This is a genomic window from Levilactobacillus zymae (assembly GCF_032190635.1).
In the GTDB taxonomy this organism is placed as follows: domain Bacteria; phylum Bacillota; class Bacilli; order Lactobacillales; family Lactobacillaceae; genus Levilactobacillus; species Levilactobacillus zymae_A.
The window spans coordinates 1,870,342-1,894,963 of sequence record NZ_JAVLAS010000001.1; the positions used below are offsets into that span (position 1 = coordinate 1,870,342).

Below are 24,622 nucleotides of genomic sequence, written 5' to 3' on the forward strand. Positions count from 1 at the left end.
GCCCACCTTACGGCAGATCCACTCGGAGATAAGTTCGCCCACCCGGGTAACGGATTCTCAGCCCCATCCGCTCTCTAGATACCCCGGCATTGCTACTACTTCTCGTCAACGTTCAGTGTTAATCGGTAATTGTCCTAATCTTAGCAAACCCCCCCGGGAAAAGCAAGACGACACCGGTAGTTTTCCCGGCAAATTTCTTGAATCGATTATGCTATACTTGACTCATCAAATTTAACCTAAAGGATCGATGATTGTGCCGAAAATTTCCCGTTGGCGCTGGGGTCTCACCTGGATCGCCGGCTTACTCTTCTTGATTGATTTATGGGGCGTCACGACTCACCAAGCCTGGGTGACTGTCGTCGATACTCACCTCATTCACCTGATTCGTCAGCCCCTAGCCCCAGCTGGAACCCAAGGGATGATCATGATCACCTCGGCGGGCAATCCCCGGTGCGTCGTCTGGATCACCCTATTGTTACTTGCCGTTCTGGTCATTGCCCGCCGGTTCCGAGCGGCCTTAATGATTCTGATCAACGTCGCTGGTTGGGCCGGATTAGGTAACACCGTGATTAAGAACCTAGTGCAACGCCCCCGACCGACCGTCCACCGACTAGTGGCCGCCAGTTCCTACAGCTTTCCTAGCGGTCACTCGGTTACCGCCATGCTGCTGTGGGGTGCCGTCATCGTGTTGACCGCCTACTATCTGGCCAATCATCCCGTGTGGAAATCGGTGATCATTAGCCTCGCCAGTCTCTGGATTGTCGCCATTGGCGTTTCCCGCGTCTTCGTGGGTGTCCATTATCCCACCGACGTTCTGGGCGGTTGGTTACTGGGGTTCTGTTGTTTGACCCTGACACAGTGGGCTCTCACCCGCAAAGGAAGCGAACTTTAGATGAATTTACCCAACGCCTTAACCTATAGTCATTTTCTCCTCAAAGAATGCGTTTATCCGGGAGCCACCGTTGTCGATGCCACGGTAGGCAACGGTCACGACACCGTTTTTCTCGCCCAACTGGTGGGCCCCGCTGGCCACGTCATTGGCTTTGACGTCCAGGCGGTGGCCCTGCAACACACGCAAACCCAACTCACCCTCACTGGTCTGAGTGCTAGGGTCGACCTCCATTTAACCGGCCACGAACACGCCGCCGAATATCTCGCCAATACCCAACTAGCGGGCGCCGTCTTCAACTTGGGCTACTTACCGGGGGGCGATAAGCACCGCATTACCCAGGCAACGACCACGTTAACGGCCATCAACGCACTGCTCCCACACCTGATGCGGGGCGGACGCCTGCTGTTAGTGGTGTATTCCGGCCATCCCGGGGGTGCCGCCGAAGCCCAAGCCGTCCGCGACTTTTGCACTGCGTTGCCGCAGAAAACCTACCAGGTACTCCAGTACGGATTCATCAACCAAGTGCACCAACCACCCTATCTCCTGGCCATTGAACGACGTTAACTAACCTAAAAATAGGCTGCCACAGACCGCTCAGCGGTCGTGGCAGCCTATTTAGTGTGACCTACTAATCTTGATCATCTAACTGCCGGGCCGCCGCGATATCCGGCCCCACGATGGTTCCCACCACCGTTTCAATTGCCGCAATTAAAGGACTTTCCGGCGTGATCCCCGTGGTTGCAAATTGCCGTTCCCACCACCCGACCCGAATCCGCTGGATAGTGGTGACCACTTGTTGCCCCGCAACCGTCAGGGTTAACAACTTGGTCTTCCCCGTGCCATTAGTTTTTTTCAGATAACCCAACTTTTCCATCTTATTAATCTCCCGGGTAGCTAGGGCCTTATCAACGACCAATAACCGTGCCACGTGATTCTGCGTAATAGTAGGATAATCGCCCACCGTTAACAGAATACAGGCTGCCGTCGGATTTAGATTAAGATCGTCAAACTGTTGCTTGGTATCCTTGTAGTATTGCCGATGCAGGATCGAAATATCCTGCGCTAAATAGCCGATATTTTTCATCGTTTTGCCTCTTTTGCTGCTTGCGTGTTGACAAATCAACATAAGCGTTCTATCTTTAAACCATAACATGTGATCACTGCTTAAACAAGGAGACGACTTTACTCATGACAATTAACGGTGCTGAAGCGCTACTACAATCCATGATCAATCAGGGCATTAAATACGTGTTTGGCCTCCCCGGGGCCAAGGTCGACCAACTATTCGACCTCCTCACCTACAGCCAGGATCCCCGGACCCCCCAACTCGTGATTACCCACCACGAGCAAAACGCTGCCTTCATGGCCGCCGGTATTGGCCGACTGACCGGCAAACCCGGCGTGGTTGCGACAACCTCGGGCCCCGGCGTTTCCAACCTCGCGACTGGTCTCATCACCGCCACGTCCGAAGGAGACCCCGTGATTGCTTTAGGCGGTCAGGTGCCCCGCAATGACGTGGCCCGGCTCACGCACCAAAGCATCCCTAGCAAAGAACTCTTGACCGCCGCGACCAAGGATAGTGTCGAGGTCCAAGACGCCAACAACCTCTCCGAAACCTTTGCCAACGCTTATCAGACGGCGGTGGCCCCCAAGGCTGGTGCGACGTTCATTTCCCTTCCCAAGGATGTTCTGGACGATGCGGTGACCACCCCGGCGATTCAGCCGTTGGCCCCCATCGCCCAGGGGAGCGCCGACGCGGCGACCCTCGCGCAAGTTTCCGCCAAACTACAAGCCGCTAAACTCCCCGTGATTTTAGCCGGTATGCGTTCGTCGAGCACCGCCGTGACCGCGGCGATTCACGCGTTACTCCAGAAATTTTCCATCCCCGTGGTTGAGACCTTCCAGGGCGCCGGGGTCATCTCCCGTGACCTGGAAAAAGACTACTTTGGTCGGGTGGGGCTCTTCCGTAATCAGATTGGGGATGCCATCTTAAGGGAAAGCGACCTGGTCATCACCGTGGGGTACGACCCCGTCGAATACGAAGGCCGCCTGTGGAACCTCGATCGGACCGGCGACATCATCAACCTCGATAGTATCGCACCGGAAATTTCTAACGATTACCAACCCGACCTAGTCATCCAGGCCGACATTGCCAAGACCCTAACGGCGCTTAGCCAGAGCCTGCCTGCCATGACCCTTAGTGACGAGATGGTTGCTCACCTGCACCACTTACGCGATCACTTCGATTCTCAAGACGCCGTCCCCGCCACCACTGCGGGTCACGGGGTGCATCCTTTGGCTATCGTCCGGGCCTTACAGGACCAGGTCAACGACGACACCACGGTCACGGTCGACGTCGGTAGTCACTACATCTGGATGGCCCGGCACTTCCGCAGTTACAAGCCACGGCACTTGCTCTTTAGTAACGGCATGCAAACGCTAGGCGTGGCCCTTCCCTGGGCCATTGCGGCCGCACTCGAACGGCCCGACCAACACGTCGTCTCCGTGGCTGGCGACGGGGGCTTTCTCTTTTCCAGTCAGGAACTGGAAACGGCCGTGCGGCTGCACCTCAACATCGTGCAATTGATCTGGAACGACGGGCACTACAACATGGTTCAATTCCAAGAACAAGCTAAATACGGGCGTGATTCCGGGGTCAACATCGGCAACGTCGACTTCGCCAAGTACGCCGAAAGCTTCGGGGCTACCGGGTTACACGCCGAAACGCCGGAACAAGTCACGGCGGCGCTCAAGCAGGCATTTGCCACGGACGGGCCGACCGTGATTGACATCCCCGTGGACTACCGCGATAATCTCAAATTCGCGTCAACGTTACTCAAAGACGTCTTGAACTAATCGAAAGAAGGCTTATGTCATGTCAAACACCACCACTTTATACCAACACGGGACCCTGGCCCTACTGGTACCGGGGCTCCTCGATGGAACCATCACCATGCAAGACCTATTGGCCCATGGTGACACGGGCATTGGGACCGGGGAAGGTCTGGACGGCGAGCTCATTATTTTAGAGGGCACACCCTACCAGGTCGATAGTCACGGACAGGTTAACCTGGTCTCCGCCGACTTTACCCTCCCCTTTGCCAACAGTCACTTCGCCGCTTATCAGCCACTGATGACGGTCGAAAACGCCCGGCAGGCCGACCTGCCGGCCCAAATCATGGCCGAAACCCGGAGTGCCAACACCTTCTTCTCCGTGAAGATTACGGGAACGTTCACCCAAATGCGAACGCGAGCCGTGCAAAAATCGGCACAGCCTTACCAGTCGTTAGCCAAGACAGCGGCGACCCAACGCATTTTTACCCGGGAGACGGTCACCGGAACCCTGCTTAGCTACTATTCTCCCCAAATCTTCGATGGCGTGGCCGTCGGCGGGTTCCACAGCCACTTTATGTCCGCCGACCACGACTTTGGCGGCCACATCCTGGATTTCGCCACGGTCGACGGCGAAATCACCTGGCAACAGTTCGACAGTTTGGCCCAACACCTGCCAACGCAAAGCGCCGCCTACATGGCTCACGACTTCAGCCAAGATGATATTCTTGGCGCAATTCACCAAGCCGAATAATTTGTCTCAACTAAGCCAGGCCCAACTACTCGTCATTTCCGAGTGGCTGAGCCTGGTTTTTCGTTGTTCGTCATGCGTTAAAAATGGGGTTTGACATGTTAGTCTAATTAGACTATGATGATTTAGTCCAATTAGACTAAAGGAGTTTTTATTTATGAAATCCATCTTAATGGTCGGCCAATCGAACATGGCCGGCCGCGGCTTTTTAACCGCCGTTCCCCCCATCTTAAACGACCACCTACGCATGTTGCGTAACGGGCGTTGGCAACAGCTCGCCGAACCAGTCAACGTCGACCGCGAAGTCGCCGGCGTGGGACTCGCCCCCGCCTTTGCGCAAGCCTGGTCCGCCGACCACCCCACCGAAACGCTGGGATTGATTCCCTGTGCCGAGGGTGGCAGCGCGCTCGCCGAATGGGCGCCGGATGCGCCACTGATGCGCCACGCCATTAGCGAAGCCCGCTTTGCGCAAGAAACCAGCGAGATCATCGCGATTCTCTGGCACCAGGGCGAAAATGACAGTCTTGATCAACATTACCGCACGTACCAGACCCAACTCACCCACACCCTGACCCATCTTCGGACGGCGCTCAACTTACCTGCCGTTCCCATTATTTTAGGCGGGCTTCCCGCTTTTCTGGGCCAGCACGGCTTCGGGTTAAGCGCAACGGAAGCGCCCCAGATTGATGCCCTGATTCGCCAAACCGCCGCCGACCTGCCCCAGGCCTACTTCGTAACGGCGGCTGATTTGACCGCTAACCCGGATGGCATCCACCTCAACGCCCCGTCGCAACGGCGCTTTGGGGTCCGTTACTACCAGGCCTTCCACCAACGGGCCGACGTCTTAGCGCCATTGGCCGACGAAACCCAGCGTGTGGCAGCGTTGACCGCTCACCCGTTGACCGCCGCCGAGGCCCTGTACCTGCAGAGTAAACGCTTTGCGCTGGGTCAAACCACCTTTGACGAGTTCATGGCCGCCGTGCAAGCCAGTCGCAGCGGGGAGGCCGATGCATGATTCCCTTCTTGATCCTAGGCTTATTAAAAGAAGAAGCCGGCTCCTACGGCTACGAACTACTGACCTACATGCGCGAACGGCACTTCGACTACGTCATCCACTACACCAAGGGGTCGTTTTATTACAACCTCCAGCAACTGGAGGCCAAGGCCCTCTTGGAACAACTGCCCGCCGCCACGCCGGGGACCAAGGAGACGCGTTACCAGTTGACCGCCGCCGGGGAGACGGAATTTCGCCGACTTTTCGAAAAATATGGTCGGGTCAACGACACCACCGCCATGGCCTTCTACGCGGTCCTACTCTTCGCCGACCAGGCACCCGACTTGATGCCCGCGTTACTGGCCTTTCAAATCACTGCGACCAAAAAGAAGATTCGGCTCACGGAGGAATCGCTGCAAACCACGCCCGACCTGCCCAATAATTATTCCCGAATTCTGGCCAACACGGTCAAACACCACCGGGTCAACCTGCAGTGGTTCCGGCAACTACAGCAAACCTACCGGTAGACCGCGATGCTCTTTTGACCCGTTTTCGTGCCAAACGCGTAAACTAAAACGTGGGAGGTCTTTACCATGGAAACGTTAAAATTACTGCACGCACGCCAAGCGGTCCGCCAATACACGGGGCAACTGACCGACGAGCAACTACAGACGATCCTAGCGGCGGGCAACGCCGCCCCGGTCGGCATGGGCCAGTATGCCGATTATCGCCTCATCGTCATTCAGGACCCGCAGATTCTACAACAAATGTCTCAAATCTATGCAGCGCCCACGGTCATCGTGGTGGCCACTCGCCAGCCGGACCACATGGCCCTACTATCGGCCGGGATCATCGCCCACAATCTGGAACTGGCTGCCGAAGATTTAGGCTTAGGCGCCAATTATAACCTGGCCGGCCTGGCCAGCATCCCGCACACGGTGTTGCCGGCCGGATTTACGGCCGTCTTTAGCCTGACCCTGGGCCAAACCACGCAGCCCTTTACGCCCCGCCAAATTCCGGCCGACCGGATCAAGACTAAAATTATCAAATAATCTGCTTAGCCTCAAAAATAGCCGACTGCTCACCCGAGCAATCGGCTATTTGGTTTTCTCCTGGCCCTGTAGCGACCGACGCTTGGGACTGACCCAGGTACCCGAGCCAAAGCCTAGGATGGTTTTTAGGGCCGGAATGAAGGTCATCACCACGGTAATGGGATTGACCATCCAATAAAATAACATGTACAGCGGCGCAAAGATCAGGTACTTCAATTTGGCACCGTGGTGGTCTAAAATCAGCGCCGCCAACAGCTGCATAAACCCGGCAAACAGTTCAAAGGTCACGAAGATAAACGACATCACGAACCCGTGAAACAGCCGCTCGTCGTTGCCGGTCAGCGCAAAATAGGCCATGAGCAGTAAAAACGCGACGCCGGTAATCACGAAGAAAAACGACCAGACGATCGACAACGTCGAATCCACGAACATCGACAACTGGTAGCGGTGGGCAATCGGGTGGCGCAGGAACTTCTTGATGTTGGTCAGCCAGACCTCCGTGCCCCCCTGCGCCCAGCGTTTGCGCTGGTGATACAGGTCGCGTAAGGTCTCGGGGACGTTCATGTGAAAGACCACATTGGGCGCAAACCGTGGGACCGCGCCAATCATCTGGTGATCCCAGGCGATACTGATGTCCTCGGTGGCCCGGTTTTGCCGAAAGCCCCCCACGTCGATCAGAAATTGCTTGCGGTACAGCGTGTTGGCCCCGCTATAGGCGTACATCGAATCGTTGACCGAGGTCTGACTCCGCTTGATGACCCCCACGATGCTGGAAAATTCCACGGTCTGGGACTTCCCCAGTAACGTCGTGCGGTTCTGCACGTCCATGTTGGCCGTGACCGCCGAGGTGTTCATGTCGCGCGCGTGGGTGAAGAAGTTCATGTACTTCATCAGCGCGTCGGGTTCCGGAATCGTATCGGCGTCGTTACTCAGGATGTACTCCCCCTTGGCGAAGTACATGCCGATGTTAAAGGCGTGGGCCTTGCCCTTGTTCTTGACGATTTCGACCGTTCGTAACCGCGGGTAACGGTCCTGTAGCCGGGCGATGATTTCGGCGGTGTGGTCGGTCGACCCGTCGTTCATCACCAGGGCCTCGAAGTTTTGATAATTTAATTTTTCAAACAGGTAGGTGATGGTCTCTTCGATCATGACCTCTTCGTTGTGTGCCGGGATCATGATGGTGATCATTGGTTGGCGGTTGGCCGGGATATTCTGCCAGTCGGTGTCGCGCTTGTTGGTCTTTAAGAACCGGTACGACAGGGAGCCGGCGAACCAGAAAAACGATCCAACTACCGGGTACAGGCACAGGATCAGTAAACAGATATTCGCCAGGGTCTCCACCCAAGTGGCCTTGAAGAGGCTATCGATAAACAAATTTCCCATGGCGTTACTCCTTGTCTAAGTCGTTTAGATCCCGCTGGGTGTACAGGTCGTGAATCTGGTCGGTATCCAGGTTCTGGTCGGGTTGGACCTGGCAGGTTCTCACGTTTTCCCGGAACTCGGCCGGCCCAAAGCGCTCATCCATGAAGTCGTCCAGGACGTTCTTGCGCTTGCGTTGGTTGATGGGATTAAAGGTCGGCCATTGTTCGACCAAACGATCGCGTTTGCGGTTCTGAATGATGGTCATGCTGACGGCAAAGATGCTGGCCATCACGAAGGAAAACAGGAGCAAGGCCCCGATGAATTTGATTTCGAAGATGCCCTCTCGGTACGACCAGATGTGCCAAACGCGTGGGTCATAGGCGCCCCAAAAGGCGGTGATGGTCACGCCACAGGGAATGATGACGGCTAACCACCCCAGTAGCGCCACGAACGTCTGCCAGATTTTACGGACCCAGTGGCCCTTGGCGAAATAGTCGTCGGTATACAGTTGTTGCCGCTGACGTTCCGTTTGCTCGGCGTCAGTCTTGGGTGGCATGGGTTGGGCCATCGGCGGTTACCTCCTTGGTGTGCGCGGCTTGCGGGTCGACGGGGCGGCCAAAGCGGTACCCCTGCCGTAAGCGAATGTTTAGTTGCTCGGCCAGATGTTCGTCGGCCTGGTCTTCGATTCCCATTAAAACCAAGTTGATGTGGCGGCGTTGGGAGAGCTGATTCCAGAATTGAAGGTTCAGGTCCAACCAGACGTTGGGGTCGGTCTTGCGAAAGACCCGCATGGAGCACTTTAGCGTGTCCACCTCGTCCAATAACCACTCAATGTTGCGGAGGTTGTCCAAATCGGCCCCAACGTTGTCGATATCAAAATGCATCCCGTACTGACGGGCTTCGTGGACACGCCGCAAAAATAACGGCTTTTGGTAGGCCTGGGTGGGTTTGCGCGCGGTGTATTCCACCGCCAGGTTCATGGGTTCGATCTTCGACAACGCCCAACGAACGAAATAGCGAAACTCGGGACTCACGATTTGTTCGTATTCGAGGTTGATGGATAAGGTAATAGGCTCGCTGGGTAACGATTTGAACGTGTCTTCCAGCAGGAAAATTACCCGCTGTAATGGTAATGAGCCTAACTCTTTAGGGAGCCGCCAACTGCCATCGTCCTGGCGTTGCCGTAAGAGGCATTCGTAACCGGTCACCCGCCCCCGGTAATCGACCTGTTTTTGAATAAAGTACCGCAGATCGAAGTCTTGATTCTCCAGATAATTGTTCGACTGCCGCCGCGAATACCAGAAATAAAAGGTGACCAATCCGGTAAATAGGAGCGCTGCAACGACGGCAATCCAGAACAACCAATGAGTCAACTGGTCCAAGCTCATGCGGGGACCCCCTTTCCGCCCGATTGTGGGCCCATTTTGTGGTTATACAATAAATTAACTTGGTATTTCAATTATTGGATAATTTATTAAGCATTAACCATTATAGTGAGTAACGATTCGTTTGGGAAGGAATTTGTGAAGTAAAACCGGCTTGACTTTTTCACCCAGTCATCATTTGTCCTAAAATATTGGAGACGACAAAAAACGTCAGGCCAATACCGCAGCCTAACGTTTTTATAATTATTATCATTTAAGCTTTCGCGCTGTCTCCTAAAAAGTAAAACCGCGTGAGTTCTAAAGCGCTATGCTCCATCACGAGATCACCGTGTTCGGCGAGAACGTCAGCGGCTAATTTCGACCGCTCTGCGTACTCGTACGCCACAGCCATATCATCCTTGATGGCCTCCCGCGAAGTTTCATTGGTGAAGAAAATCAGCTCTAAGTAGTAGTTGCCGTTGTACTGGTACAGGTTAGATGCAGCACTATCTAAGTGCAACACCCGCGCCAGGCTCACCATGTCTTCAAAGGAGTGTAGCTTAACGACTTGCGACACCGTTGGTTGGCCGTCATCGTTCAGGTAATCCGCAACATCGTTCGTTTCACTGGCCGCCGGCATCTTCATCCGCGAGAAAATATCCTTTTGGCCATCTTTTTCGAGTAAGTGTTCCTTCAACTGATCCGAGACTTGATCGGGGTGGTCCACATCGACGCTCGCATCCCCCTGATCATCGTTGTTGTCGGCATCTTGGTCGACATTCTTACTGATGAACAATTCCAGACCATTGCGATTTGGTAACACTTGGAAAGTCACCGCATCGTTGTCCTGAAATTGGTGATCAACATCGACTTCTTCCAAAATACTATAGAAGAAACTTTCGATTTGTTTGTGATTACCCAAGAGATCCAGGACGGTAATCCCACGTTCGCTTAAATCATCGTTACCGATAACCACGCGAATCGTATTTTCGTTGATCCGTTCCATTTCCATGAATAACACCCCTTTCTCATGGGTTGGGTATTGTCCTTGATACTCATTCTAAACGTTTTTAATGGCTTGTAAAGTAATGCTCACTAAAAACTGGACTGCAAGTAGTATTCTCTCACAAATCCAGTTAGATGCAACTAATTCAGCTTACTTTTACCCCTCAGCCCGTTGCCGTGCTCGGTGTCGGGCTAATTCACGAATCTGACGGGGTAAAAACCGGCGGATTTCTTCATCATTATACCCTACCTGCAGCCGTCGATCATCCATGATGATTGGTCGCCGCAACAACGTCGGATTCTGTAAGATTAACTCATACAGGGCTTGCAGGGGAAGATCATCAACCGCAACGTCCAGGTCCCGATAGGCCTTGGAGCGTGTGGAAATAATTTCCGCGGTTCCCTCTTCGGTTAGCCGTAAAATGGCCTTAATATCGGCAATCGTCAGGGGAGCCGTCAACATATTCTGCTCGCGATACGCGATACCGTGGGCGTCCAGCCAATGGCGCGCTTTGCGGCAAGATGAACAACTTGGGGTCGTATAGAGTGTCACAGTCATGGTGAGAGCCTCCCTTATATAACTAATATTTTATAATAACCATTATATCACGGTTACCGTTAAAAAGTAACCCATTGTGTCAAATTTAATCGTGGCGCCCGTTAAATACGGTAAGTGGCCCCCGCTTGAACCACCGCCGTCGGAATCTCGTCTCCCGCTGCAGCTTGGGCTTCGGCCTGCAGTTGAGCTAGCGAACCCGTCTGTGGTAGGTGCGTCAACAGGAGCCGCTTGACTTGCGCGTCACGGGCCAACTGCCCCGCTTGCGTGGAGGTTAAGTGCCAGGCGGTCCCTTGATGATCGGCGTAGAAGTTGGTGTCGGCGAGCAAGACATCGACGCCTTGCGCCCAGGTGGCAAGAGCCGGAAAGGCCGCCGTGTCGGCCGTAAAGGCTAGGCGCTTCCCCGTTGCGTTTTCCGTAATGATGGGGGCATAAGCGGGTACTGGATGGTGTGTCGCCCCGAACGTGAGGGTAAGTGGCCCTAAAACCAGTGACTGTTGGGGATCATAGGCTACCCCCTGCGTAGCGCCGGGCCAGGTTAGTCCCGCAAAGTGGTCCGCGTCAGCGGTATGGCCATAAATGGGGAGGACGGGTTCTTTTTTCTTCCCCGCTGCGAGTTGCCACAGATATTGCAACACCCCCACGTCCGCCGTATGATCATGATGATAGTGGGTCAACAAAACGGCATCCAGTTGAAGCGGATCTAAATACCGTTGTAAGGCCGTTAACGCCCCACTCCCGCAATCCAATAAGAGGTGATAGTGTCCGCTGGTAATCAGGTAACTACTGGTCCCAATGCCGTTGTACGGGTAACCCCCGTAACATCCCAAAACCGTTAAATCCATGAAATTCACCCTTTCGTTAGACGTTTCTTCCTTAGTGTAGCGCGCCGGTACGAAGGTGTAAACGTTTCATGTCTGACCCGTAACAGGGGTATAATGAAGGTGTCAACGAGGAGGGATTCGTTATGTTACAAAGTATTGCGTTAACGTTCGGAAGCGAAGAAGTGCTGACCAAGCTCATGGCCGCTCATCCCGATCGTGAATTTGTCCTTTTAGCCAACTCAACTGGCGATGATGATGGCCTGCAACTGTTGGATGTCTCCGGACAACCCAGCATTTTTGCTACGCACTTTGACTATCGGGTCAACTGCCACCAGGGGGTCAACGATTGGCACGGTTTCTTTGAGTTTAGTTACTTTGAATTCAATCAAGACACCGCCGACGTCTTCGAAGCCAAGGCGAACCGCTTAGCCGCTAACCCGTTGCCCACAGGTTTACGGGCACTCTACCTACTCACCAAGGTTAATGACCGGGGCAGCTACATTCTACTGACCCAATGGGACAACAGTCAGTCTTACACGCTGTGGCGGCATTCACCGGTCTTCACACCACTTGACCGGTATGCCACGAGTGCCAACCACTTCCACTCAGCCGGCTACAAGCGAGCAACTATCAAGGCCGTTCAATAATTAATCAACTAGGGTCCGGTTCATTGCCGCGGCCCTTTTTTCTTGGCCGGTTGACGCGGTACAATGGACGTATCACGTTTAGAAAGGTGGCGATGGAGTGACTTTTCCAACCTCCAACGCAGCAACAGCTAAAATTTCACCAGACTTACCCTTAACGCCACAGCAGGCCCACTTAGTGCAACGGCTAATTGACTTCACCACCACGCAGCTCACCACCCCACATCCTGCCGTTTTCACCCTCTACGGGGATGCCGGAACCGGCAAAAGTGTGGTGTTAGCCCACTTATTCACTCAGCTGCAAACTCTGGCACGAACCAGACCGGACTCTCCACTGTGGGGAACGACCAACTACTTTTTAGTGAATCATCCGGAAATTCTCAAAGTCTACCGCGAGATTGCGGGACACCAAGCCCACCTGTTCAAAAAGGACTTTCAGCGACCGACCACGTTAATTAACCGGCTTGCCCAAGGGAAGACCACTGCCGACGTGCTGGTGATCGATGAGGCCCACCTGCTGCTCTCTCAAGCGGACCATTACAACAACTTCTACGGGACCAACCAACTTGGTTCCCTATTAACCAGCGCTAAGGTCATTATCCTGGTCTTTGACGAAACTCAGGTCTTGCGCTTCAAGAGTTTCTGGACGGAAGACCGGTTAGAGACGCTCCTAGCCCCTTACCCCCATCAAAGCTACCGGCTAACCCACCAATTCCGCATGCAGGCGAGTGATGCGCTGGTCCGGTGGATTAACGCGTTTACGCATCATGAGTTACGCCCCCTCCCCGCAACGGGTGGTCCGCATTACGATTTACGCGTCTTCGATGATGCCGAAGCCATGCGCCAAGCCATTGTGGCCCGTAACCAGGCCGTGGGATTATCACGAATTGTCTCTACGTCGGGCTACCCCTCCACTCTCGACGGCGGCCGCCACTATATTACGGAGGGCCGATTTCACCTTCCCTGGGACCAGTATAATTACACGGCCACGCCTTGGGCGGAACTGCCCCGGACCATTGATGAGGTGGGTTCCATTTATACCTGCCAGGGGTTTGATCTAAATTACGTAGGGGTAATTCTCGGTCCTCCCATTTGCTTGACGGACCAGGGACTAACGGTCGATCTTGACAAGTATACCGACGTGGAAACCTTTAAGCGGCGCACCGATCTCGCCACCGATCAGCTAACTGCTATTAAGCAACAGTTAGTCCTTAACTCGGTGAACGTTCTCATGAAACGGGGCGTCCGCGGGCTGTACCTGTACGCCCATGATCCCCGCTTACGTCATTTTTTACAGCACCGTTAACCTCTACCTCATGGCACATTAGCTAAAAACCGTTAGGAGCCACGCTACCACCTTGTTGTTGGTAGTGGTTCCTAACGGTTTTTAATTAATGGTACCAAAAAAGCCTTCCACTCACAGGAAGGCTTTACCGGACGGTCCGTACGAGACTCGAACTCGTGATCTCCTCCGTGACAGGGAGGCGTCCTAACCAACTAGACCAACGAACCAATATTGCGGGAGCTGGATTTGAACCAACGACCTTCGGGTTATGAGCCCGACGAGCTACCAGACTGCTCCATCCCGCGATAATAAAATATAAAATTAAGTTTGCAGACAAGTCTCTACAATGACCCGTACGGGATTCGAACCCATGTTACCGCCGTGAAAGGGCGGTGTCTTAAACCACTTGACCAACGGGTCATATAACGGAGAAGGAGGGATTTGAACCCTCGCGCCGCTTGCGCGACCTATACCCTTAGCAGGGGCACCTCTTCAGCCACTTGAGTACTTCTCCAAAATGGGCCTAAATGGACTCGAACCATCGACCTCACGCTTATCAGGCGTGCGCTCTAAACCAGCTGAGCTATAGGCCCATATAAAGCGGGTAACGAGAATCGAACTCGCGACAACAGCTTGGAAGGCTGTGGTTTTACCACTAAACTATACCCGCAATTTATATGAGGTTAAGCAATGGCGCGGGACGGAATCGAACCGCCGACACATGGAGCTTCAATCCATTGCTCTACCGACTGAGCTACCGAGCCATTTAAAACGGTCCGTACGAGACTCGAACTCGTGATCTCCTGCGTGACAGGCAGGCGTCCTAAACCAACTAGACCAACGGACCAAATATTGCGGGAGCTGGATTTGAACCAACGACCTTCGGGTTATGAGCCCGACGAGCTACCAGACTGCTCCATCCCGCGATAATTAGAAAAGGAGGATGAGAGATTCGAACTCTCGCGTGGTTTTACCCACCTGACGGTTTTCAAGACCGTTCCCTTCAGCCAGACTTGGGTAATCCTCCATATCGCACTGTAACAATGCCCACGAATGGACCTTGTAGGACTCGAACCTACGACCGGACGGTTATGAGCCGTCTGCTCTAACCAACTGAGCTAAAGGTCCAGTCCAAGTCCAAATCGCGGCGGGGGGGATCGAACCCTCGACCTCTCGGGTATGAACCGAACGCTCTAGCCAGCTGAGCTACACCGCGAAGTGTTAAATAAAATATTTTTATTTAATCGGGAAGACAGGATTCGAACCTGCGACCCCCTGGTCCCAAACCAGGTGCTCTACCAAGCTGAGCTACTTCCCGTTACTATGCACCCAGTAGGAGTCGAACCTACAACCTTCTGATTCGTAGTCAGACACTCTATCCAGTTGCGCTATGGGTGCAAAATAACTTTGTTGACTTAACTTAATACCTTTCGGTACTAAGCGGAAGACGGGATTCGAACCCGCGACCCCCACCATGGCAAGGTGATGTTCTACCACTGAACTACTTCCGCAAAATAATGCCGACTAGAAGATTCGAACTTCCGACCCCCTGTTTACAAGACAGGTGCTCTACCAACTGAGCTAAGTCGGCATAGTCAGTATCATCTTCAATAATAATCTCAATCGCCGAAAGGCGAATGAGCCCTGACAGGCTCGAACTGTCGACCCTCTGATTAAAAGTCAGATGCTCTACCAACTGAGCTAAGGGCTCAATGGAGGATACAGGGCTCGAACCTGTGACCCTCTGCTTGTAAGGCAGACGCTCTCCCAACTGAGCTAATCCTCCATATACGCGTGGCAACGTCCTATCCTTGCAGGGGGCGATCCCCCAACTACTATCGGCGTGCTGAAGCTTAACTTCTGTGTTCGGCATGGGAACAGGTGTATCCTTCAGGCTATCGCCACCACACTATTGAGAGCTTATTCCCTCAAAACTAGATATTACCAATTGATTTTCTTTGAGAACACCATTACTTGGTTAAGTCCTCGACCGATTAGTATTGGTCCGCTGCACACCTCACGGTGCTGCCACTTCCAACCTATCTACCTGATCATCTCTCAGGGGTCTTACTTCCATAAAGGAATGGGAAATCTCATCTTGAGGCGAGTTTCACACTTAGATGCTTTCAGCGTTTATCTCATCCATACATAGCTACCCAGCGATGCGCCTGGCGGCACAACTGGTACACCAGAGGTATGTCCATCCCGGTCCTCTCGTACTAAGGACAGCTCCTCTCAAATTTCCTACGCCCGCGACGGATAGGGACCGAACTGTCTCACGACGTTCTGAACCCAGCTCGCGTACCGCTTTAATGGGCGAACAGCCCAACCCTTGGGACCGACTACAGCCCCAGGATGCGATGAGCCGACATCGAGGTGCCAAACCTCCCCGTCGATGTGGACTCTTGGGGGAGATAAGCCTGTTATCCCCAGGGTAGCTTTTATCCGTTGAGCGATGGCCCTTCCATACGGTACCACCGGATCACTAAGCCCGACTTTCGTCCCTGCTCGACCTGTCTGTCTCGCAGTCAAGCTCCCTTCTGCCTTTACACTCGTCGAATGATTTCCAACCATTCTGAGGGAACCTTTGGGCGCCTCCGTTACTTTTTAGGAGGCGACCGCCCCAGTCAAACTGCCCACCTGACACTGTCTCCCGCCACGATAAGTGGCGCGGGTTAGAGTGTTCACACAGCGAGGGTCGTATCCCACCAACGCCTCCATCGAAACTAGCGTTCCGATATCTACGGCTCCGACCTATCCTGTACAAGCTGTGTCAACACCCAATATCAAGCTACAGTAAAGCTCCATGGGGTCTTTCCGTCCTGTCGCGGGTAACCTGCATCTTCACAGGTAATATAATTTCACCGAGTCTCTCGTTGAGACAGTGCCCAGATCGTTACGCCTTTCGTGCGGGTCGGAACTTACCCGACAAGGAATTTCGCTACCTTAGGACCGTTATAGTTACGGCCGCCGTTTACTGGGGCTTCATTTCTGGGCTTCGCCGAAGCTAACTCATCCACTTAACCTTCCAGCACCGGGCAGGCGTCAGCCCCTATACTTCATCTTACGATTTTGCAGAAACCTGTGTTTTTGATAAACAGTCGCCTGGGCCTTTTCACTGCGGCTACACTTGCGTGTAGCACCCCTTCTCCCGAAGTTACGGGGTCATTTTGCCGAGTTCCTTAACGAGAGTTCACTCGCTCACCTTAGGATACTCTCCTCGACTACCTGTGTCGGTTTGCGGTACGGGTAATTAATATCTAACTAGAAGCTTTTCTCGGCAGTGTGACATGGAGCACTTCCCTACTAAAATTCGGTCCTCATCACGCCTTGTCCTTAGCGATAAGCATTTGACTCATCACCAGACTTGACGCTTGAACGCACATTTCCAATCGTGCGCTTGCTTTAGCCTCCTGCGTCCCTCCATCGTTCAAACAATATTAACTAGTACAGGAATATCAACCTGTTATCCATCGCTTACGCCTTACGGCCTCAGCTTAGGTCCCGACTAACCCTGGGAGGACGAGCCTTCCCCAGGAAACCTTAGTCATTCGGTGAATCAGATTCTCACTGATCTTTCGCTACTCATACCGGCATTCTCACTTCTAAGCGCTCCACTAGTCCTTGCGATCTAGCTTCGTCGCCCTTAGAACGCTCTCCTATCACGCGACATAGTCGCGTCCACAATTTCGGTAATGTGCTTAGCCCCGGTATATTTTCGGCGCAGAGTCACTCGGCTAGTGAGCTATTACGCACTCTTTAAATGGTGGCTGCTTCTGAGCCAACATCCTAGCTGTCTATGCAATTCCACATCCTTTTCCACTTAGCACATATTTAGGGACCTTAATTGGTGGTCTGGGCTGTTCCCCTTTCGACGGTGGATCTTATCACTCATCGTCTGACTCCCGGATATAAATCTGTGGCATTCGGAGTTTATCTGAATTCAGTAACCCATGACGGGCCCCTAGTCCAAACAGTGGCTCTACCTCCACGATTCTAAATCCGAGGCTAACCCTAAAGCTATTTCGGAGAGAACCAGCTATCTCCAAGTTCGTTTGGAATTTCACCGCTACCCACACCTCATCCCAGCATTTTTCAACATACACGGGTTCGGTCCTCCAGTGCGCTTTACCGCACCTTCAACCTGGACATGGGTAGGTCACCTGGTTTCGGGTCTACGTCAACTTACTGAAACGCCCGTTTCAGACTCGCTTTCGCTACGGCTCCGGTCTTAACACCTTAACCTTGCAAATTAACGTAACTCGCCGGTTCATTCTACAAAAGGCACGCTATCACCCATTAACGGGCTCTAACTAATTGTAGGCACATGGTTTCAGGAACTATTTCACTCCCCTTCCGGGGTGCTTTTCACCTTTCCCTCACGGTACTGGTTCACTATCGGTCACTAGGGAGTATTTAGCCTTGGGAGATGGTCCTCCCGGATTCCGACCAGGTTTCACGTGTCTGGCCGTACTCAGGATCCTGAACTGAGAGTTAACGATTTCACCTACGGGGGTATCACCCGCTCTGCCACACCTTCCCAGATGTTTCGGTTATCCTTAACTTTGGTAACTCAAATGTTCAGTCCTACAACCCCACCGAGCAAGCTCGATGGTTTGGGCTGTTCCCCGTTCGCTCGCCGCTACTTAGGGAATCGATTTTTCTTTCTCTTCCTGTGGGTACTTAGATGTTTCAGTTCCCCACGTCTGCCTCAACTTGAGTATGTATTCGTCAAGTTGTAATCATCGGTAAAGATGATTGGGTTTCCCCATTCGGAAATCTCCGGATCAAAGCTTACGTACAGCTCCCCGAAGCATATCGGTGTTAGTCCCGTCCTTCATCGGCTCCTAGTACCAAGGCATTCACCATGCGCCCTTCATAACTTAACCTAACGGTCACTTCGTGACCGCTGATTAATTGAGTATTAGCGAATAAACTAATTAAAAAACTCAAAATAAACGCGGTGTTCTCGGTTTAATTATCTTTAATAATTAAAGGAAAATAATTGATAATATCTAGTTTTCAAAGAACAAGTTTGAGGGTAGACCCCTCAAAACTGACCATTGTTTCGACAAAGTATGTGTAGCCTCCGTATATTCCTTAGAAAGGAGGTGATCCAGCCGCAGGTTCTCCTACGGCTACCTTGTTACGACTTCACCCTAATCATCTGTCCCACCTTAGACGGCTGGCTCCCGAAGGTTACCCCACCGGCTTTGGGTGTTACAAACTCTCATGGTGTGACGGGCGGTGTGTACAAGGCCCGGGAACGTATTCACCGCGGCATGCTGATCCGCGATTACTAGCGATTCCAACTTCATGTAGGCGAGTTGCAGCCTACAATCCGAACTGAGAACGGCTTTAAGAGATTAGCTTGGCCTCACGACTTCGCAACTCGTTGTACCGTCCATTGTAGCACGTGTGTAGCCCAGGTCATAAGGGGCATGATGATTTGACGTCATCCCCACCTTCCTCCGGTTTGTCACCGGCAGTCTCACCAGAGTGCCCAACTGAATGCTGGCAACTGATAATAAGGGTTGCGCTCGTTGCGGGACTTAACCCAACATCTCACGACACGAGCTGACGACAACCATGCACCACCTGTCATTCTGTCCCCGAGGGGAACGTCTTATCTCTAAGATTGGCAGAAGATGTCAAGACCTGGTAAGGTTCTTCGCGTAGCTTCGAATTAAACCACATGCTCCACCGCTTGTGCGGGCCCCCGTCAATTCCTTTGAGTTTCAACCTTGCGGTCGTACTCCCCAGGCGGAGTGCTTAATGCGTTAGCTGCAGCACTGAAGGGCGGAAACCCTCCAACACTTAGCACTCATCGTTTACGGCATGGACTACCAGGGTATCTAATCCTGTTTGCTACCCATGCTTTCGAGCCTCAGCGTCAGTTACAGACTAGACAGCCGCCTTCGCCACTGGTGTTCTTCCATATATCTACGCATTCCACCGCTACACATGGAGTTCCACTGTCCTCTTCTGCACTCAAGTTACCCAGTTTCCGATGCACTTCTTCGGTTAAGCCGAAGACTTTCACATCAGACTTAAGTAACCGCCTGCGCTCGCTTTACGCCCAATAAATCCGGACAACGCTTGCCACCTACGTATTACCGCGGCTGCTGGCACGTAGTTAGCCGTGGCTTTCTGGTTGAATACCGTCACGATGTCAACAGTTACTCTGACACCCGTTCTTCTTCAACAACAGAGTTTTACGAGCCGAAACCCTTCTTCACTCACGCGGCATTGCTCCATCAGACTTTCGTCCATTGTGGAAGATTCCCTACTGCTGCCTCCCGTAGGAGTCTGGGCCGTGTCTCAGTCCCAATGTGGCCGATTACCCTCTCAGGTCGGCTACGCATCATCGCCTTGGTGGGCCTTTACCTCACCAACTAGCTAATGCGCCGCGGAACCATCCAGAAGTGATAGCCGAAGCCACCTTTCAAACAAAAACCATGCGGTTTTTGTTGTTATACGGTATTAGCACCTGTTTCCAAGTGTTATCCCCTGCTTCTGGGCAGGTTTTCCACGTGTTACTCACCAGTTCGCCACTCGTTCCAATGTTGAAATCAGTGCAAGCACGTCAATCAACGGGAACTCGTTCGACTTGCATGTATTAGGCATGCCGCCAGCGTTCGTCCTGAGCCAGGATCAAACTCTCATCTTAAAAGATGATAAGCTCGAATAGCTCATCGATTGTTGTTACATTTTTAAAGCGAATTGACTTCGCAAATATTGTTTGGGTTTGAACCTAAGTTCAAACCGCCCTACACATATTTGGTTCGTCGAAACAATGTTCAGTTTTCAAAGGTCTACCAAGTTATCATAAGAAGCAATTGCTCCGTGACAACTTTTAAAGTATAGCATGTCGTCAATTTCTTGTCAACAACTTTTTTCAATCAATTTTGAATATATATTCAAAATTTAAATCTGATTGTTTTTTAGTCGTTGCCCTTATTGACAACATAAATCATTGTATCAGTAGTTTTTAGCAACGTCAAGCACTAATTTCAAATTTGTATGTCTATCCACAAATTCAATTTTTATGCAATTGCCTTCTCTGATGACAACAGATAATATCATACCAATCATCGTCAATCAGGTCAAGAATAAATTTCAAGAAAAAAACAGGCCCACCTATAACGGGGCCTGCTGATCGTTTAAACGTTGAGTTGCTTCGGCTTTCCAGCCCGCCAAACGGTCGGCAATCGGTTTAAAGCCGATGGCGACTCGATGGTTCGTCCAGTAGTGATGCCGCTGATGCTCGTTAGGCGCCGTTTCGGGTTCCAGATGCTCTAGACACCGTAAGGATAGACTAATCTTACCCGTGAACTCGTCAATATCCAGCACCACAACATTCACTTCCTGATTAACCCTTAGGTAATCGTGAATATCTTTAACGTACCCGCAGTGGCATTCGGAAATATGAATCAAACCCTGGCGATGTCCCCCCAGGCTCACAAATGCCCCGTAAGGTTGAATGCCGGTTACCCGACCAGAAACCCGCTGACCAATCTTAAACGTCATAGGGATTCCTCCTCCATAATATAGAAACAAATCATTCGGTTATTCTTGAACCGTTACTTTATCCATGGTTACCGGTGTTGCCGGCTGATCACTGGCATCCGTCTCGACCCCGGCAATGGCATCGACCACGTCCATCCCCTTGATCACTTGACCAAAGACCGTGTGCCGGAAATCTAGCCACGGCGTCCCGCCGTTTTGATAAGCCTTCACAATTTCCTCGGGGAACCCAGCATCCTTCATCTGACCTTGCATCTGCTCCGTCATATCCTTATCTTGAACGATAAAGAATTGACTACCATTGGTGTTAGGACCCGCATTAGCCATGGAAAGAGCCCCCCGCAAGTTATAGAGCTCCGGTGAAAACTCGTCTTCAAAGGGTTGGCCCCAGATACTTTCGCCACCCATTCCGGTACCGGTGGGATCGCCCCCCTGAATCATAAAGTTAGGAATTACCCGGTGGAACGTTAACCCGTCGTAGTAGCCGGCCTTCGCGTGCGTTACAAAGTTTTCAACCGTTTTCGGGGCTTGTTCGGGAAAGAGCTGCAGCAAAATCGTACCCATTGACGTTTCAACCGTCACTTGCGGGCCCTTGGCGTTCGCCAAATCAATTTGTGGAAACTTTGTCATAATTATCCTCCATATCTTTTCAAAACACTTCTGTATCCATTATCACCGCCAACCACTAAAAATGCAACTGAACACTTCAGTGCTATACTGGGGGACAAGACTTACCTATAGGAGGAAACTGATGACTAAACCAATCACATCATTGAACAAACGGACGATCGATCTCCTGGCCCAACGTGGCGTTTCCCTAGAAGCCATCGCCAATCTTGTGGTGTTTCTGCAAAAGGATTACATCCAAGACCTCACCCTCGCCATGGCTCGCGACAGCGTCCAGACCGTTCTACGTAAACGCGAGGTCCAAAACGCCCTCATCACCGGGATTCAGTTGGACATGGCGGCCGAACAACACAGTCTCTTAGAGCCCCTGCAAACCATCGTTGAGCGCGACGAAGGCCTGTACGGTGTAGATGAAACGATGGCCCTCTCCATCGTCGACCTATACGGTTCCATCGGATTTAACAACTACGGCTATATCGACCGCGTCAAACCCGGTATCTTACAATTATTAAACGCCCACGAGCCCGGGAAAATCCATACCTTCCTAGACGACCTAGTGGGGGCCGTCGCCGCAGCTGCCGCGGCCCGGTTAGCCCACGCCGATCAAGGCGAACAAGATACGCCATTTGATTAGTCAAATTTCATAATTTCCTTAAGTTTACCCATACCAGCTGACGGTGGGATTAAAACCCATTACAATGTGGGTGTCTATAAATTTTAGAATAAGGAGTACCTTAATGGGCTATTTAATCGATTTCGTCTTACACATTGATGATCACTTGGTCAACATCGTGAACACCTTTGGGCATTCAACCTATCTCATCTTGTTTGCGATCGTCTTTGTTGAAACCGGGGCGGTGATTCTGCCGTTTCTCCCGGGAGACTCGTTACTTTTCGCGGCAGCGGCCTTAGCCGCTAACCCCGCCTATGGGTTGAACATCTGGGTGTTCGTGGGACTGTTTCTCTTGGCTGCTATCGGCGGTGATAGTCTAAACTTCTATCTAGGACACCACGCCGGGGCCGCCCTCTCGAATCACTCGTGGTTCGGTCGTCTGATTAATAAGGATAAATTGGCTCAATCCGAAAAGTTCTTCCGCAAACATGGCCCCCTAGCAATTTTCCTGGGGCGGTTCATGCCGATTATCCGGACATTTGTGCCGTTTACCGCGGCCGGGTCTCAATTTCCATTCCGCCGCTTCCTTCAATACAACGTTAGTGCAGCACTCACTTGGGTCATCATCTGCTGTGGAGGGGGTTATTTCTTCGGCAATATTCCGTTTGTCAAAGCGCATTTCTCCGCGGTGGTCTTAGGGATCATCGTAATTTCCCTAATCCCCGCAGTGGTTGGCTGGTTACGTGGCCGGCGGCATCCACACCAACCCGAGCGGCACCAGGCTTCCGTCCAGAATTTATCTGAAGATGATTAGACTTAAAAACCACACCCCCGTGAGGATGTGGTTTTTTAATGTCCGGGATAAAGTTAAACTCGCTGAATGGCACGCCGTCCCCACCCATACAGGAGAGCGACGCCCAACTCAAACAACCCAAACGCGAGAATAAAACAATGTAGAAAAAAGATATCGGGTAGCGCCGTAATCACGGGATCGAGGTTCGGATCAAATAACCAATCGTTGTTGCGAAACAGGACCTGGTGAAAGGCAATGAAAAACCCGTTAAAATTAACGGCCATACACCCCGCCAAAGCCACAGGCACCACCGCTGCCACCTGCATCGGCCGGAGTAAACGCCACTGTTCCGCTCGCCGCGCCAACTGTCGCAAATACCAGCCGGCGGGGACTAGACTCACGATCAGCACCACGTGGTCGAGCAAAAAGAGCCGTTTAACGTCCTCAAAGTGAATCATCCCCGTAAATGACGTGGGAAAGTTGCTCATGTTCAGCTCCGTCACCCAGGGCAATTCCAGATAAGCCAGCAATTGACCATAGTTATGCATTAAAACCGACGCCGACAGATGGACATCCTGACTGATGTGCAACCATCCAATGTCCAACCGATACAACCAGACGGCATTGATGGTTAACGTCACGCTCAGGCTAATCAGCACTAAAATTACGGCGGTCAGGCCGCCCCAACGATTTAGCCTAGTCAAGCGGGCCCGCCTGCAGATCCCAATGATCTAGCGACGACACCGTATAGGTCGGCTGAATAGCCTCTTGGGCAACCTGCTTAGGGGTGGATACTCCGGTATACACCAGTAACGTATCGACGCCCGCATGAATTCCGGCCTCAATATCCGTGTGGTAATTATCCCCCACCATCAATGCCTGATCCGCACTCACCCCTAATTGGGCCAGTGAGTTATTTAAAATAATGGGTTCGGGCTTGCCCACAAAAATGGGCGCCGTCTGGGTCGCGTACCGCACGAGATCCACCAACGCTCCCGCTCCCGGCATCAGCCCGCGGGCCTTCGGAATATTGGAATCCGAATTGGTGCCAATAAACGTCGACCCACTGCGAATGGCCAGAATGGCCTTGGCAAACTTCTCGTAGGTCACGTCGCTATCCAATCCCACCACCACGTACTCGGGATGTTCCTCATCAACCGTGAACCCTTTAGCGGCCAAGGCCTGGCGTAGGCCAATCTCACCCACGACGTAGACCGTCCGCTTACCTGTCGTCCCGGCCCGTTGGTCTAAAAAGTCTGCCGTTGCCAGCCCTGCCGTATAGACATTCTCCGGCGTCACGTGAATATCATGATTGTCCGCCAGATTCCGAACCACGTCGCGGGGCAATTTAGTGGTGTTATTGGTGACAAACTTAAAGGGCACCTGCGCGGCTTGCAGGCGTTCGATGAACCGCTTAGCCGCTGGGTACCGCTGAGAGCCGGCATAGACCGTCCCGTCAAGGTCAATCATGTATGCTTGATAATCTTTCACCGTTAATTCT

At 52.4% G+C, this 24,622-nt stretch carries 22 protein-coding genes, 18 tRNA genes and 3 rRNA genes; 11 read left to right on the top strand and 32 right to left on the bottom strand.

All coding sequences use genetic code 11. The features are described 5' to 3' along the window. Window positions 1–247 precede the first annotated feature (247 nt). Both RI501_RS08740 and mnmM read left to right on the top strand, forming a co-directional pair. A complete protein-coding gene (locus RI501_RS08740; RefSeq protein ID WP_313821802.1) occupies window positions 248–892 on the top strand; it encodes a phosphatase PAP2 family protein in 645 nt (214 codons plus the stop codon). Continuing rightward, complete coding sequence (gene mnmM, locus RI501_RS08745; protein ID WP_313821804.1) at window positions 893–1,456, top strand: tRNA 5-(aminomethyl)-2-thiouridylate-methyltransferase MnmM; 564 nt, start codon at window positions 893–895, stop codon at window positions 1,454–1,456. It abuts the gene before it with no gap. A 64-nt stretch (window positions 1,457–1,520) separates the two neighbouring features. On the opposite strand, the gene RI501_RS08750 is transcribed toward mnmM, so the two are convergent. After that, complete coding sequence (locus RI501_RS08750) at window positions 1,521–1,976, bottom strand: MarR family winged helix-turn-helix transcriptional regulator (RefSeq protein ID WP_313821806.1); 456 nt, start codon at window positions 1,974–1,976, stop codon at window positions 1,521–1,523. Between the two features lie 104 nt (window positions 1,977–2,080). On the opposite strand from RI501_RS08750, the gene alsS reads away from it, so the two are divergent. The 5 genes from alsS (at window position 2,081) to RI501_RS08775 (ending at window position 6,521) form a co-directional block, all read left to right on the top strand. Further along, window positions 2,081–3,748: an acetolactate synthase AlsS gene (gene alsS / locus RI501_RS08755; protein WP_313821808.1), complete on the top strand. Its 1,668-nt coding sequence runs from the start codon at window positions 2,081–2,083 to the stop codon at window positions 3,746–3,748. Window positions 3,749–3,767: 19 nt separating this feature from the next. Continuing rightward, window positions 3,768–4,478 carry an acetolactate decarboxylase gene (gene budA / locus RI501_RS08760; protein ID WP_313821810.1) on the top strand — a complete coding sequence of 237 codons (711 nt, stop codon included), beginning with the start codon at window positions 3,768–3,770 and terminating at the stop codon, window positions 4,476–4,478. A 154-nt stretch (window positions 4,479–4,632) separates the two neighbouring features. Beyond that, window positions 4,633–5,490, top strand: a complete 858-nt coding sequence (locus RI501_RS08765; RefSeq protein ID WP_313821812.1) for a sialate O-acetylesterase — start codon at window positions 4,633–4,635, stop codon at window positions 5,488–5,490. Next, window positions 5,487–5,996 (top strand): PadR family transcriptional regulator, encoded by a 510-nt coding sequence (locus RI501_RS08770; protein WP_313821813.1) that lies wholly within the window; start codon window positions 5,487–5,489, stop codon window positions 5,994–5,996. Before RI501_RS08765 ends, RI501_RS08770 begins: the two co-directional genes overlap by 4 nt. A gap of 66 nt (window positions 5,997–6,062) precedes the next feature. Next, window positions 6,063–6,521, top strand: a complete 459-nt coding sequence (locus RI501_RS08775) for a nitroreductase family protein (RefSeq protein WP_313821815.1) — start codon at window positions 6,063–6,065, stop codon at window positions 6,519–6,521. Window positions 6,522–6,566: 45 nt separating this feature from the next. Here the strand turns inward: RI501_RS08775 and RI501_RS08780 are convergent, their stop codons facing one another. The 6 genes from RI501_RS08780 to RI501_RS08805 all read right to left on the bottom strand — a co-directional run bounded on the left by RI501_RS08780 (window position 6,567) and on the right by RI501_RS08805 (window position 11,653). Next, on the bottom strand, window positions 6,567–7,904 hold the full coding sequence (locus RI501_RS08780) for a glycosyltransferase family 2 protein (protein ID WP_313821817.1): 1,338 nt from the start codon (window positions 7,902–7,904) through the stop codon (window positions 6,567–6,569). Window positions 7,905–7,908: 4 nt separating this feature from the next. Then, a complete protein-coding gene (locus RI501_RS08785) occupies window positions 7,909–8,439 on the bottom strand; it encodes a hypothetical protein (protein WP_313823192.1) in 531 nt (176 codons plus the stop codon). After that, window positions 8,423–9,271, bottom strand: a complete 849-nt coding sequence (locus tag RI501_RS08790) for an EAL domain-containing protein (protein WP_313821819.1) — start codon at window positions 9,269–9,271, stop codon at window positions 8,423–8,425. Before RI501_RS08790 ends, RI501_RS08785 begins: the two co-directional genes overlap by 17 nt. 250 nt (window positions 9,272–9,521) lie before the next feature. Next, window positions 9,522–10,259, bottom strand: a complete 738-nt coding sequence (locus tag RI501_RS08795; protein WP_313821820.1) for an adaptor protein MecA — start codon at window positions 10,257–10,259, stop codon at window positions 9,522–9,524. Between the two features lie 150 nt (window positions 10,260–10,409). Continuing rightward, window positions 10,410–10,811, bottom strand: a complete 402-nt coding sequence (gene spxA / locus RI501_RS08800; protein WP_313821822.1) for a transcriptional regulator SpxA — start codon at window positions 10,809–10,811, stop codon at window positions 10,410–10,412. Between the two features lie 101 nt (window positions 10,812–10,912). Continuing rightward, entirely contained in the window at window positions 10,913–11,653 is a 741-nt protein-coding gene (locus tag RI501_RS08805; RefSeq protein WP_313821824.1) for an MBL fold metallo-hydrolase, read from the bottom strand. Between the two features lie 122 nt (window positions 11,654–11,775). On the opposite strand from RI501_RS08805, the gene RI501_RS08810 reads away from it, so the two are divergent. Continuing rightward, on the top strand, window positions 11,776–12,279 hold the full coding sequence (locus RI501_RS08810) for an antibiotic biosynthesis monooxygenase family protein (RefSeq protein ID WP_313821826.1): 504 nt from the start codon (window positions 11,776–11,778) through the stop codon (window positions 12,277–12,279). A 97-nt stretch (window positions 12,280–12,376) separates the two neighbouring features. Then, a complete protein-coding gene (locus tag RI501_RS08815; protein WP_313821828.1) occupies window positions 12,377–13,582 on the top strand; it encodes a DUF2075 domain-containing protein in 1,206 nt (401 codons plus the stop codon). Window positions 13,583–13,714: 132 nt separating this feature from the next. Here the strand turns inward: RI501_RS08815 and RI501_RS08820 are convergent. The 23 genes from RI501_RS08820 to RI501_RS08930 all read right to left on the bottom strand — a co-directional run bounded on the left by RI501_RS08820 (window position 13,715) and on the right by RI501_RS08930 (window position 21,718). After that, a tRNA-Asp gene (locus RI501_RS08820) sits at window positions 13,715–13,788 on the bottom strand. Between the two features lie 4 nt (window positions 13,789–13,792). Beyond that, window positions 13,793–13,866, bottom strand: a tRNA-Met gene (locus RI501_RS08825). Window positions 13,867–13,908: 42 nt separating this feature from the next. Then, window positions 13,909–13,981, bottom strand: a tRNA-Glu gene (locus RI501_RS08830). Window positions 13,982–13,987: 6 nt separating this feature from the next. Then, window positions 13,988–14,075 (bottom strand) — tRNA-Ser (locus RI501_RS08835). 4 nt (window positions 14,076–14,079) lie between these two features. Beyond that, window positions 14,080–14,154 (bottom strand) — tRNA-Ile (locus tag RI501_RS08840). A gap of 6 nt (window positions 14,155–14,160) precedes the next feature. Then, window positions 14,161–14,231, bottom strand: a tRNA-Gly gene (locus tag RI501_RS08845). Window positions 14,232–14,252: 21 nt separating this feature from the next. Then, window positions 14,253–14,325 (bottom strand) — tRNA-Phe (locus RI501_RS08850). An 8-nt stretch (window positions 14,326–14,333) separates the two neighbouring features. Next, a tRNA-Asp gene (locus RI501_RS08855) sits at window positions 14,334–14,408 on the bottom strand. Between the two features lie 5 nt (window positions 14,409–14,413). After that, a tRNA-Met gene (locus RI501_RS08860) sits at window positions 14,414–14,487 on the bottom strand. An 11-nt stretch (window positions 14,488–14,498) separates the two neighbouring features. Next, window positions 14,499–14,588 (bottom strand) — tRNA-Ser (locus tag RI501_RS08865). Window positions 14,589–14,615: 27 nt separating this feature from the next. Next, window positions 14,616–14,689: transfer RNA gene (locus RI501_RS08870), tRNA-Ile, on the bottom strand. Window positions 14,690–14,703: 14 nt separating this feature from the next. Next, window positions 14,704–14,777 (bottom strand) — tRNA-Met (locus RI501_RS08875). Between the two features lie 28 nt (window positions 14,778–14,805). Then, window positions 14,806–14,879 (bottom strand) — tRNA-Pro (locus tag RI501_RS08880). 6 nt (window positions 14,880–14,885) lie between these two features. Next, window positions 14,886–14,959 (bottom strand) — tRNA-Arg (locus RI501_RS08885). 41 nt (window positions 14,960–15,000) lie between these two features. After that, window positions 15,001–15,072, bottom strand: a tRNA-Gly gene (locus RI501_RS08890). A gap of 7 nt (window positions 15,073–15,079) precedes the next feature. After that, window positions 15,080–15,152, bottom strand: a tRNA-Thr gene (locus tag RI501_RS08895). A 47-nt stretch (window positions 15,153–15,199) separates the two neighbouring features. Further along, window positions 15,200–15,272 (bottom strand) — tRNA-Lys (locus RI501_RS08900). Between the two features lie 2 nt (window positions 15,273–15,274). Continuing rightward, window positions 15,275–15,347, bottom strand: a tRNA-Val gene (locus RI501_RS08905). 6 nt (window positions 15,348–15,353) lie between these two features. Beyond that, window positions 15,354–15,470, bottom strand: a 5S ribosomal RNA gene (gene rrf / locus RI501_RS08910). 65 nt (window positions 15,471–15,535) lie between these two features. Beyond that, a 23S ribosomal RNA gene (locus tag RI501_RS08915) occupies window positions 15,536–18,450 on the bottom strand. A 215-nt stretch (window positions 18,451–18,665) separates the two neighbouring features. Next, window positions 18,666–20,231: ribosomal RNA gene (locus RI501_RS08920) — 16S ribosomal RNA — on the bottom strand. Together the 16S, 23S and 5S rRNA genes with 18 tRNA genes alongside form the textbook arrangement of a ribosomal RNA operon. 470 nt (window positions 20,232–20,701) lie before the next feature. Beyond that, window positions 20,702–21,091: a CvfD/Ygs/GSP13 family RNA-binding post-transcriptional regulator gene (locus RI501_RS08925; RefSeq protein WP_313821830.1), complete on the bottom strand. Its 390-nt coding sequence runs from the start codon at window positions 21,089–21,091 to the stop codon at window positions 20,702–20,704. 39 nt (window positions 21,092–21,130) lie between these two features. Further along, complete coding sequence (locus RI501_RS08930; protein WP_313821832.1) at window positions 21,131–21,718, bottom strand: peptidylprolyl isomerase; 588 nt, start codon at window positions 21,716–21,718, stop codon at window positions 21,131–21,133. 121 nt (window positions 21,719–21,839) lie between these two features. Here RI501_RS08930 and RI501_RS08935 point away from each other — a divergent pair, with 121 nt between their 5' ends. Beyond that, entirely contained in the window at window positions 21,840–22,349 is a 510-nt protein-coding gene (locus RI501_RS08935) for a phosphatidylglycerophosphatase A family protein (protein WP_313821833.1), read from the top strand. 103 nt (window positions 22,350–22,452) lie between these two features. Next, window positions 22,453–23,142 (top strand): VTT domain-containing protein, encoded by a 690-nt coding sequence (locus tag RI501_RS08940; protein ID WP_313821835.1) that lies wholly within the window; start codon window positions 22,453–22,455, stop codon window positions 23,140–23,142. 53 nt (window positions 23,143–23,195) lie between these two features. Here the strand turns inward: RI501_RS08940 and RI501_RS08945 are convergent, their stop codons facing one another. Then, complete coding sequence (locus RI501_RS08945) at window positions 23,196–23,825, bottom strand: TIGR01906 family membrane protein (RefSeq protein ID WP_313821837.1); 630 nt, start codon at window positions 23,823–23,825, stop codon at window positions 23,196–23,198. Beyond that, the gene (locus RI501_RS08950; protein ID WP_313821839.1) at window positions 23,818–24,612 is read right to left on the bottom strand and encodes a TIGR01457 family HAD-type hydrolase; all 795 of its coding nucleotides are present in this window, start codon (window positions 24,610–24,612) and stop codon (window positions 23,818–23,820) included. The genes RI501_RS08945 and RI501_RS08950 overlap by 8 nt, the downstream gene beginning before the upstream one ends. Between the last annotated feature and the right edge of the window lie 10 nt (window positions 24,613–24,622).